The following is a 9,556-nucleotide window of genomic DNA, read 5'->3' as shown; positions in this document are numbered from 1 at the left end:
GGAACTCACGGGGGTAGGGCTTGGGCACGATGACATCCTTCCAGGCGAGGCCGAAGCCTCACACGTGAGGTGTCAACCAGACCCTGGGCAGCCCCTCACGCGGATCCTGCTGGTCCGCGCGGGGATCATCCCGCTACGGCTGCGGCCCTTCCTCGACCTCGCCGTTGACCGCGCGCTCCTGCTCCGGACCGGCGGCGGCCACACGTTCCTCCACCGACTGCTACTGGAGTACTTCGCCGACCTCGAACCACCGGGCGTGCCGGACGGCTACACCGACAGCCTGCCCACGGTGGACCTCCGACCGGATGCCGTCCTGATGCGGGCACTGGACGCCGCGCAGAAAGACCTCCGTCTTGACGTCCTTCCCATGCTGGCCTATGCCGAGACCGTACTGCCGCCGGAGGTGTGGGCCACGGGGGCGATGCGGATCGTCGAGGCCATCGAGGACCAGCTGAAAATCTCCCCCAATCCGGCCATACGGGCCGTCCACCTGCACAACCTCGTCGCCATCTGCCAGATGGTCATCGTCGCGGAGCACACCGAGCTGTCCCCCATCGCGGCGATCCACCTGGGAGAACTGCTTGTACGCGAGCCGACACCCAAGCTCCAGGATGAAGTCTAGTTAGACGAACTGAAGCCTGCGGTTGTGACACTCCTCAGTCCGGTTCCGCGTCCGAAGACCCCTGGCGAGGCCAGCGCCTACTGGCGACCCGACGCGCGATGAGATCCTTCCCCTAGCCGACTGGACTTGCAGGTCACCGAAGGCCAGTTTCAGGCTTGTCGTCTGCAGCTGATCGTCGTCCGGCGCGACTGCGGTCGGCACTCGCGGAATACCCGAACAACAACATCCGGGTGATGTTTCTATACGCCCTTCGGCGTGACTGCGGTCGGCACTCAGCCGCGTACCAGCTGGTACCTGACGTTCGTGGTGTTTCTATACGCCCTTCGGCGTGACTGCGGTCGGCACGCCTCAAGCTGCGCTACGAACAGATCCACAAGTTCATGTTTCTATACGCCCTTCGGCGTGACTGCGGTCGGCACCCTACCCCGCCGAACGCGCCTCTGACCAGCAACAACAGCGAGCATGTGCACGGCACCTCCGATCGTCGCACCAAAAAGAGCGATAATACGCCGTTCGAACCACGTTTGCGCTGGTAGAGCGCATGCAGGCGAGATAGGATGTCGATCTTTAGCGCTCCTTCCCCCCCGTTCAGCCTAACCAGGTCACAGCGCGATCCAGTACGGGCGATCGGGTTCGACGTCGGCCTGGCCGAGCACGACGGTCTTCGACCAGCACGTGGCACACAGCGGCACCAGGTGCACCGCGTCGGCGTCCGGGTTGATCATTCCGGCGAGCCGCTCTCGGAAGCCGGGGAGGTCAGCGGTGTCGATCGAGCACACGAACACGCTGCGCTGGATGCGGTCGCCCCAGTGCTGCAGGTATCCCGCGACCCGCGCGCGCACCGAGTCCCGGGAGATGTCATAGCAAACCAGCGTCGTCAGCGCCATGACAGTCCGGTCAGCTCGGCCACGGTGCCCTCGACGTATCCGGCGATGTTCTGCGCCTGACGGTACAGGTGCCGGCGCAGGCTCCCGGAGAAGTCTGGCAGTGCTCCTTTGGTGGTTTGCAGCATCCGGCGTTCGTAGCCGTCGAGCACGGCCTGCCGGCCAGCTTTGGTCAGCAGAACACCGTCACGCTCGGTGTCCCGGCGGCCGTGTTCAGCGGTCAGGCGACGCCTGCGGAAGGCCTCGAGCACGAGTTGGTCAACGACCAGCGGCCGGAACTCCTCCGCCAGATCCAGTACCAGACTCGGGCGGTCACCGTCCTCGGCGTGCAAAAGGCCGACGGAAGGCTCCATCCCGGCGGCCACCAGCGCCGACGTCGTCTCCGAAACCAGCAACGCATAACCGAACGACAGCGCCGCATTGACCACGTCCCGCGGCGGACGCCGGTTGCGGCCGGTAAAGCCTAGATCGCCGGGCAGGAACGCACGCCAGGACTGGAAGTAGGCCCTCGCGGCCGCGCCTTCCAGACCCATCAGCTCGTCTCGGCTGGTCGCCTGGGGCAGCATCGCCACGTAGCTCTCGATGGCGCTGATCGCCGCTCCCAGCTCCTCGGCCGATTCGCCGCGCATGGTCCGGCGCAGCAGAACGAACTGCTTCCGCAGCTTCGCCGCCACCATGGCCCGTGCCGGGGGAAGTGACCGAGCCGGGTCCTGCGCTACGTGCAGCTGCCGCCGAAGCCGGGACGCGCGTACCGCGGGCCCCGAGATCGTCTGCCCGAGATAGCGACCCCGGTGAGAGCAGAACACCAGCTCAATCCCGGCCGACAAGGCCCAGTTCCGAAGGCCGGCGCTCACCCCGACCGCGCCGAAACACACGATCCTCGCCACCAGCCCAATCGGCACGTCAAGCAGACGCTCCTCGTCCTTGACAACGACGAGCCGCCCGTCCTCGACCCACGCCCCGCTGCCCTGAACCCCCAAAACACCGCCCGCGCTGCGGAACCGCCACACCACGCTCGAGGACCGGCGGATAGGGAACCGAAGTCCTCGCCCAGAAACGTGAAACCGTCGGCGAAGGACATCACCTCGGTCTTGTCAGCACCCAGTGCCATCCCGGCCTTCTCCACCGCCGCGTGAACCACCCGCGCCGCCTCCACGCCTCATCTCGGGACCGTGCCACCACACAGAAATCGTCGCCATAGCGCACGACGGGAAACCCGCCGCAGCGAATCCGCTCATCGATCGGCTCCAGCATCCAGTTCGCCAGCAACGGCGACCCCTGCGGCAGGCCTTTCGGCGCGAGAAGATCGCACCGCCCGGGACGCCGTGCCCCTCGCGCGAGTAACAACCGGACAACGGCCGCCAACTCGGCATCCTCGATCAGCGCTGGCAGCTCCCGATCGAGTCGGTCCAGCGGTATCGACGGGAAGCAGTCGTGCACATCGGTCCGCAGCACCCACGCGAACCCTTCGTCACGCAGCCGCGCGACTTCGCGTACCGCGTCACCGACGCCCAGCCCCGGCCGGTAAGCGAAGCTGCCCGGCCCGAGCGCACGTCGATCGCCGGGCCTAGCACGCCGAGGATCGACCGCTCCACGACCCGGTCCCGCACGCCCGAACACGCAACACCCGCTCGCCGCCGTCCGCGTCGGTGGTCACGACCTCAGTCAGCACGCCGGGCTCGTAGCTACCGTCGAGCAACTGGGCGGACAGCTCAGCCAGCCTGCCCTCGACGCCCTTCCCGAAACGCTGCACGCCCGTCGACAGCACCTCGTCCCGCGCGTCGGCCAGAAGCACATCCGCCCATGCAGCCGCCAACGCCGAGGGCGCGGCGACGCGGTTCAACACCTCCCCCACCGTTCAGCGCCCCGGCCGGAGCCGGACGCCGCCGAAACCTCTCGTCGTGTGCGCGCCCACGCCGGCATACGGCGCGATCGCCAGCAACTTCCCCACCGCGACCCGAAGCCGGGGATCCTCGACCGCATATGTCACCCGCCCACGAAAGCCCCCCACCGTGACGTGGACCGGCACCCGATGCCCGGTCGTGTCAGGCCGCTCGTGCAACATGAACCGTTCAACCTCGCTCGTCCCCGTTACCTCGGTCACCATCACCGGGTCCAGCGCGAGATCCACGTCCAGGTCACCCACATGCGGCGCGCCGAACCGCCGCCAGTCCGCGCGCAGACTGCCCAGCACCGCCGACGGGGACGGCCACGGCACCAACCGATTCCCCCGCCGGAACGTCACTGGACTCACGAACTCCACAGCCCACTCACACCCGGAGCCACTCGCCACGTCGGACCACGGCACCGCAGCGACCTGCCGCACCCGGCTGCCGGCCCCCGCAAGCAGCTTCCCGATCAAGCCGTCGTCGAGCACACCGATCTCGATTCCGGCGCTCGTCGCCTTCCACGACCACGCCTTTCGGTCCGCTCGATGATCGGTGTCCAGCCACGACGCCAGCAACCCATGCAATCGGCGTCGACTAAGCGCTCCCCCGGGAACCGGCATCTCCCACAGACTCGGCATCACCACCTCCACCGCGACCACCGAACACGCCCGCCGCCTCACGCGAACACCGCTGAAGTCGGCAGCGGCCCACGCCAAGTTTCACCACCACCGAACCCGCCATCGAATCGTTACGCGACAACGCACATACGCGCATCGAGACGCGACCATCCATACGCCCCCAGCCGCACCAGGACTGCTGGACGTGGCCCGCCGGTGGGCGGCGACGTTGGCCGACACCAAAGGAGTCACACTTCCCCGGAGGAGCTCGAACCCTCCTGCCGTGCACCCTTCGGTGTGACTGCGGTCGGCACCTGACCGACCTCGGCTGGTGGCACAACAACAACCCGTGTTTCTATACGCCCTTCGGCGTGACTGCGGTCGGCAGCTTGTGACCGAGGACACCCGCATCCCCGAAATCCGGTTTCTATACGCCCTTCGGCGTGACTGCGGTCGGCACAGTTTTCGGTGCCGAACGGTCTGTGGGTGGCGGAAACGTTTCTATACGCCCTTCGGCGTGACTGCGGTCGGCACCCCACTTGGTTTCGGGTCGCTCTGAGCAGCGCATAAACCCGTTCGCTGCACGGCAGTTCCGATTTTCCGCTCCGCATGATCGTCACTGGGGGCCGCCTGGCTTGTTTTCGCTGGTGGTGGGCGTGCACGCGACACGGCTTGTAGATCTTCACTAGTCCATCGCCCGTTCGGCCTAGTCACGGGGGTTACCTCCCGCCGCGAGAGCAACCTCGAGCCGACAGAGTGTCTCATCCGCCGCGAGGGTCGCCATCGAGCCACGCGTCCCAGATCGCGGTTGCGGTGGCGGCCGAGGGCAGGGTCAAGGGGCGCGGCGCCGGTCCTCCGTCGAGCCGGAGGGTCGCTTGCTGCTCAGTGGGGGCGAGGTCGGCGTAGAAAATGTGGGTGAAAACGGCGTAGCGGTCGGTGTCGCCGAGCCGGACGGGAGTGAGCCAGACCGGGGATGCGCGGCGCGCGGCCTGGTTGTCGAGATGGAGGTTGACGGATGCTTTGAGGCGGTCTTTCGGGCGGTAGTAGTTGACCGGGAGCCCGAGGGCAGCGACCGGGTAGCTGTTGTCTGGTCCGAGGATCGTGGTTTTCCATTCCGGTGTTGCCGCGGTGTAGTCGTCGGTGGTGGCGGCGTCGTTGCGGAAGATGCGCCAGGCGGCGCCGGTGCGGTGCAGCGCTTCCGGTAGTGGCCGGGGCTGGAGGTCGAGGGCGTTGGCGGACCAGGTTCCGGCCGACAGCACCGGGAACGGGCTGAGGCCGCCGCGGGACTCCCAGGGGTTCTTCGTGGAGGCCGGCGGTTTGAGGAAGGCCGCTTTGATGGCGTCGGCGACGTCGACCGGGATGACGGTGTGCCAGCGGGCCAGCAGTGCGCCGGCGGTGCCGGTGGGGTGCAGCAGAGCGGTGCTCCAGTGTGGTGGTGGGTTGCTGATCGCAGTGCAGGACAGGCGACCGAATCCGCGGCGGGTGCGGGCGCCGAGCCCGCCGTAGGTGAGCCAGGCCCACAGGGCGAGCATGAACCGCTGGGTGATGCGTGGGTCCTTGGGGAGAGCGACGTGCAGGTCGAAGGTGGTGTCGACGGGCAGGTGGGGGCGGCTGAGTGCGGGGATTCGCCCGCCGGTGCAGAGTCCTTGCCCGAGCAGGTACCGGGCGCCGGCGAACCCATTCTCACTCCGAGTGGCCCAGCCGGGGAGGATGCCGGCGTCCTCGGCGGGCGTGACCGGCTGGGTGACACGCAGCCGGATCGGAGACGGCGTGGCGGTGCTGCCGAACACTTCGGTCTCGCCGTCCGCGAGCTGCGGCAGGTCGTCTACGCTGCACACCGTGTGGCCGGCGGCAAGGGCGCGGTACCAGTAGCGCAGCACGCCGCGGATCGAAGGGGGCCGGATGATCGTTCCGGTGTCGGGTCCGGTGGTGTCGCCGCTGAACAGCGGGGTGTCGACACGGAGGGTGAACGTGGTCCACACGGTCATGGGGTGCCTCCTCGGGTGCGTTTGAGCCGTCCCAGGGGCGCGGTGACGGGCCGGTCGTCCCACAGCACTTGCGCGGCCAGCCCGACGGCCAGCGACCATCCGGTGAGCAGGAGCACGAACCCGGCCGGCGCGGCTGCTGCGCCGGTGTGCAGGGCCTCGGCACAGGCCGCGGCCTGGGCGGGTGGGTAGGTGTGGGCGGTGTAGGGCGGCTGGAGCCACCAGCCGAGCAGGCATTGACCGCTTTCGGCGACGCTCGGCGCGACGAACCCGAGGATGAGGATGCTCAAGGTCATCGCGTAGCCGGCCCCGATCAGGCCGATCACGGTGCCGCGGCCTACCGCTGCCCAGACCGGGACGCCGTGCAGCCGGGTCTCGATGATCAGGTAGAGCATCGACACGGCGAGCAGGCCGAGGCCGACGCGCCAGGCGTCGGGGTCCAGCCACCAGCGCGGGGTGAAGCTCAGCAGCACCAGTGCCCCGGCGGCCGACGCCGCAGGCAGCCGCAGCAGCAGCACCGCATCCCGGCGTGGCCTGGCCGCGATGACGGTGATCATCCCGGCCAGGAGCTGCGCCAGCGCGACCCACCGGGCGAGCGGGCCTGCCTGGGCCGCGAAGAGCAGCAGCGGTGACAGCGCCAGGGAGGCGAACGCCGCGGCGCTGCGCCAGTCGCCGGTGCCCAAGGCCCGGCTTCCGCGCAACAGTGCCGCCCGCGGGAGCCAGTGGTTCTCGGTGACGTCGGCGGCGATCCGCTCTTCGTCGTCGCGGCGTTCTGTGTCCCCGGCGCGGCGGGCAACGAGCGCCAGGCGCCGCTCCTGCGGGCCGGCTGTGGCGGTGTCGTCGGGCCAGGCGTGGGTGACCCAACGCAGTTCCCGTTCGAACCGCGCGGGGTCGGTGTGGTGGACCGCCGAGAGCCACGGGTCGTCCTGCCAGGCCCGCAGGTGGCTTAGCCACTCCTCGCGCGCGGTCCGCGCCAGGAGGAGAACGGCCTGATCCACCTGCAGCACCTGGGGCGGCGGGTACTCACCCGTCCGTGTGACCGGCAGGTCGACGCGTTCAGGGAGGACGTCGGCCTCCTCGCCGAGGGCCCGCAGTCGGAACGGCAGGCTCCAGATCAGGAACCGCAGCCGCGCGGCGCGGGACCGCATCGGCTCGGGGATCAGGTGTGTAGGCAGGTGCTCCAGCCACACTGCCAGCGCGGCGATCAGGTCGGTGCGGCGGCGCGGGCCCGCGGTGTCGAATCCGTCCAGGCAGTGGGGATCGGCGAGGAGCCCGGCCAGCACGACGGGGTCGACCCGGTCGGTGACGGCGGGCAGCGGCAGCCGTGGGAGCGGTGACGTGCCTGTCCGCAGGACCGTGTCCCAGTAGCGGGCGACCCGGTCGTTCATCGCGGTTCTTCCAGCGCCCACAGGGTGCGGGCGAGGATTAGCCCGGCTTCGGTCAGCTCCCGGCGTCCAGTGAACGGCTCGTCCCGCAGGTAGGTGCCGCGGAAGTCGTGCAAGTCGTCGACGACCAGATGATCGCGGGTGCCGGCCGATCGGGACAGGTCCTGAGCCCGCTCGAGCGGGGTGCCGGTGAGCCAGCGCACCGGCAGCGGAACCGGTTGTCCACTGGTTTCGTGCAGGACCTGGGCGCTGACGCGGGAGCCGGGGCCGAGGCGGCACCGGACGACGGTGGCCACGGCGTCGGCGGTCAGCAGCAGGTACGGCAGCAGTGCCTTGTAGCCCCCGGTGAGGTGGAAGACCGCCCGGCGGTCGGCTCCGGTGTCGCAGAGGTCGTGGGCGACGGCGCGGCCGATTTCCCCGACTGACAGCCAGGTTCGGCTGTCCGGGGCGCCGCCGATGTCGAGGTCGAGGCGGGGAATTCGGACCAGCAGCACCTGCCCGGCCGCCACGGTGATCCCGGCCGGGGACGTGACCGGATCGTCGGCGTAGCGGGGCAGGCTGCCGGCCCGGGAGGCGAGCAGGTGGGCCAGCAGTGCCGCGGCGCGCAGCCCGTCGTCGGTGTCGGTGGCGATCAGCACGATCGAGTCCCTGCCCGGGGCTGGGCGCTCGGTTCGTGTCCGGTCGTGGGCGTCGAGGGCGGTCAGCTCGGCGCTGTGGTTCGGTGTGAGCTGCTGCAGCTCGGCTGTCACCGTGGCGGCCTGGCCGGGGTCCTGGTGCAGCAGCGGTTCGAGCAGCAGCCGGCCGTCGCCGCGGTCGGCCTGGGTCAGCAGACCCCGCAGCGGCGTTCCTCCGGTGAGGGCGTTGCGCAAAGGCGTGGAGACGCGCCGATCGGCGGCGAGGTGCTTGAGCAGGGATGTGCCGACGGGCACCACGTGCAGGATGCCGGTCATGACGGCTCCACGACTGTGACGGTGCAGTAGCCGTACCCGGCGGCGGTTTTCGCCCCGATCCCCCAGTCTTCCGCCGCGTCCCTCAGTAGCGCCACGGTGGCCTGCACGGCGGTGGTGCGGCCGATCAGCACGGTATGGAAGGGGGTGCGCTCGACGGCGAGGAAGTGCACCGGCACCGGGTTGTGGTATTCCGCCGGCGGCGTGACCACCTTGGCGCCGGAGTTCACCTCGCGGTAGTAGCCACCGCCGTGCGGGGTGAGCACGTCGACCACCACGTGCGGTGGCGCCGCCGGGAGCGCGTCCAGCACCGTCACAGCGCCTTGCCCGGCATTCCCGGCTTTGCCCGGGCGTGGGCCGCCGAAGAGCTGCTCCACCAGTCCGGGCCGGTCTGGCCAGCGCCTTGGCACCTGCGCCGCAGCCGCGCCTTTCAGGCCGCTGCCCGGCCACATCGGCACTCCGTAGGTCGGTGACCAGGTCAGTCCGGTCTCGTGGACGGTGTTGTCCCCGTGCCCCACCACCACCCGCCACTCCGGCACGAGCGCCACCTCGACGCTAACCAGCTCCGGATCACGCGCGACCAGCGCGGCCGCGGCCGCCCGGCGCCGCGCCGCAATCGACTCGAGCAGCTTCGGCGGCATCGCGTGAGCCGCCGCTGCGACCGCCTCCAGGTGCTTGAGCTGCCGGGCGGTGTCGTCGGACACAGTGCCGTTGTCGCTGAGCCCGCACCACAGCCGCGACCACAGCAGATACCCGTTCGGCTGCGTCTGCAGGTGCTGGATCTCCTCCCCGGTGGTGACCAGGTCGTGCAGGGACCCATAGGTCAGCGGCCGCGGGGTCATGTCCGGGCCTCGGCGGCGTGGTGGCGGGCGGCAGCCAGGCGGGCGAGCCAGACCGCGAAGCCGCGGGCGCGGCGTTCGGCGAGGCGATACGTGGCTTCGTCGGCGAGCAGGGCATCCAGAATGGGCAGCGGCGGGCCGGTGGCTGCGATCCCGACGAAGCGGGCCGCGTCCTCGATCAGAGCCTGGGACACGCGCGCGTAGCGGTCCGGGCCGTCGTCGCTGGTGGGGCGGACGCGGGAGAGCAGGTAGGCGGCGGCCGCGGCGAGGCCGCTGCTGTGCAGCATGACCGGAACCGTCCGGATCACCGTGAGGTAGTCCTTATCGACGGTGTCGGGCAGGGCGCGGGCGGCGGCCACCGCGAGGTCGCGGTCCAGCCGCATGCCGG

At 69.8% G+C, this 9,556-nt stretch carries 11 protein-coding genes and 2 CRISPR repeat arrays; of the genes, 1 reads left to right on the top strand and 10 read right to left on the bottom strand.

Annotation, left to right across the window (positions count from 1 at the left end; genetic code table 11):
- A partial coding sequence (locus ACIA5G_RS47985; RefSeq protein WP_395936151.1) for a hypothetical protein occupies positions 1-622 on the top strand: 622 nt, incomplete at its 5' end.
- A 163-nt stretch (positions 623-785) separates the two neighbouring features.
- Positions 786-1,041: direct repeats of the CRISPR family, unit length 38 nt; unit sequence TGTTTCTATACGCCCTTCGGCGTGACTGCGGTCGGCAC.
- A gap of 183 nt (positions 1,042-1,224) precedes the next feature.
- On the opposite strand, the gene cas2 is transcribed toward ACIA5G_RS47985, so the two are convergent.
- From cas2 to ACIA5G_RS47935, 10 genes are all read right to left on the bottom strand, one after another.
- Positions 1,225-1,509, bottom strand: a complete 285-nt coding sequence (gene cas2, locus ACIA5G_RS47980; protein WP_395936149.1) for a CRISPR-associated endonuclease Cas2 — start codon at positions 1,507-1,509, stop codon at positions 1,225-1,227.
- Positions 1,500-2,519 carry a CRISPR-associated endonuclease Cas1 gene (gene cas1, locus ACIA5G_RS47975; RefSeq protein ID WP_395936147.1) on the bottom strand — a complete coding sequence of 340 codons (1,020 nt, stop codon included), beginning with the start codon at positions 2,517-2,519 and terminating at the stop codon, positions 1,500-1,502. Before cas1 ends, cas2 begins: the two co-directional genes overlap by 10 nt.
- Positions 2,520-2,586: 67 nt before the next feature.
- Complete coding sequence (locus ACIA5G_RS47970) at positions 2,587-3,126, bottom strand: reverse transcriptase domain-containing protein (protein WP_395936145.1); 540 nt, start codon at positions 3,124-3,126, stop codon at positions 2,587-2,589.
- On the bottom strand, positions 3,074-3,352 hold the full coding sequence (locus tag ACIA5G_RS47965) for a hypothetical protein (RefSeq protein WP_395936143.1): 279 nt from the start codon (positions 3,350-3,352) through the stop codon (positions 3,074-3,076). Before ACIA5G_RS47965 ends, ACIA5G_RS47970 begins: the two co-directional genes overlap by 53 nt.
- 12 nt (positions 3,353-3,364) lie before the next feature.
- Positions 3,365-4,045 carry a CRISPR system precrRNA processing endoribonuclease RAMP protein Cas6 gene (gene cas6, locus ACIA5G_RS47960; protein WP_395936141.1) on the bottom strand — a complete coding sequence of 227 codons (681 nt, stop codon included), beginning with the start codon at positions 4,043-4,045 and terminating at the stop codon, positions 3,365-3,367.
- Between the two features lie 244 nt (positions 4,046-4,289).
- Positions 4,290-4,547: a CRISPR direct-repeat array (repeat unit 38 nt; unit sequence GTTTCTATACGCCCTTCGGCGTGACTGCGGTCGGCAGC).
- Between the two features lie 226 nt (positions 4,548-4,773).
- On the bottom strand, positions 4,774-6,000 hold the full coding sequence (gene cmr1 / locus ACIA5G_RS47955) for a type III-B CRISPR module RAMP protein Cmr1 (protein ID WP_395936139.1): 1,227 nt from the start codon (positions 5,998-6,000) through the stop codon (positions 4,774-4,776).
- The gene (locus tag ACIA5G_RS47950; RefSeq protein ID WP_395936137.1) at positions 5,997-7,385 is read right to left on the bottom strand and encodes a hypothetical protein; all 1,389 of its coding nucleotides are present in this window, start codon (positions 7,383-7,385) and stop codon (positions 5,997-5,999) included. The genes cmr1 and ACIA5G_RS47950 overlap by 4 nt, the downstream gene beginning before the upstream one ends.
- Entirely contained in the window at positions 7,382-8,332 is a 951-nt protein-coding gene (locus ACIA5G_RS47945) for a hypothetical protein (protein ID WP_395936135.1), read from the bottom strand. The genes ACIA5G_RS47950 and ACIA5G_RS47945 overlap by 4 nt, the downstream gene beginning before the upstream one ends.
- Positions 8,329-9,171 carry a type III-B CRISPR module RAMP protein Cmr6 gene (gene cmr6 / locus ACIA5G_RS47940; RefSeq protein ID WP_395936133.1) on the bottom strand — a complete coding sequence of 281 codons (843 nt, stop codon included), beginning with the start codon at positions 9,169-9,171 and terminating at the stop codon, positions 8,329-8,331. The genes ACIA5G_RS47945 and cmr6 overlap by 4 nt, the downstream gene beginning before the upstream one ends.
- Complete coding sequence (locus ACIA5G_RS47935) at positions 9,168-9,551, bottom strand: type III-B CRISPR module-associated protein Cmr5 (protein ID WP_395936131.1); 384 nt, start codon at positions 9,549-9,551, stop codon at positions 9,168-9,170. Before ACIA5G_RS47935 ends, cmr6 begins: the two co-directional genes overlap by 4 nt.
- Positions 9,552-9,556 lie beyond the last annotated feature (5 nt).

Source organism: Amycolatopsis sp. NPDC051758, from assembly GCF_044453095.1.
GTDB lineage: Bacteria > Actinomycetota > Actinomycetes > Mycobacteriales > Pseudonocardiaceae > Amycolatopsis.
The sequence above is the reverse complement of the archived record's forward strand: the minus strand, read 5'-3'. Positions and strand labels throughout refer to the sequence as shown.

Excerpts from the sequence above, each read along its gene's own strand:
- cas2 (WP_395936149.1), bottom strand. The coding sequence starts at position 1,509 with ATGGCGCTGACGACGCTGGTTTGCTATGACATCTCCCGGGACTCGGTG.
- cmr1 (WP_395936139.1), bottom strand. The coding sequence starts at position 6,000 with ATGACCGTGTGGACCACGTTCACCCTCCGTGTCGACACCCCGCTGTTC.
- ACIA5G_RS47950 (WP_395936137.1), bottom strand. The coding sequence starts at position 7,385 with ATGAACGACCGGGTCGCCCGCTACTGGGACACGGTCCTGCGGACAGGC.
- ACIA5G_RS47945 (WP_395936135.1), bottom strand. The coding sequence starts at position 8,332 with ATGACCGGCATCCTGCACGTGGTGCCCGTCGGCACATCCCTGCTCAAG.
- cmr6 (WP_395936133.1), bottom strand. The coding sequence starts at position 9,171 with ATGACCCCGCGGCCGCTGACCTATGGGTCCCTGCACGACCTGGTCACC.
- ACIA5G_RS47935 (WP_395936131.1), bottom strand. The coding sequence starts at position 9,551 with ATGCGGCTGGACCGCGACCTCGCGGTGGCCGCCGCCCGCGCCCTGCCC.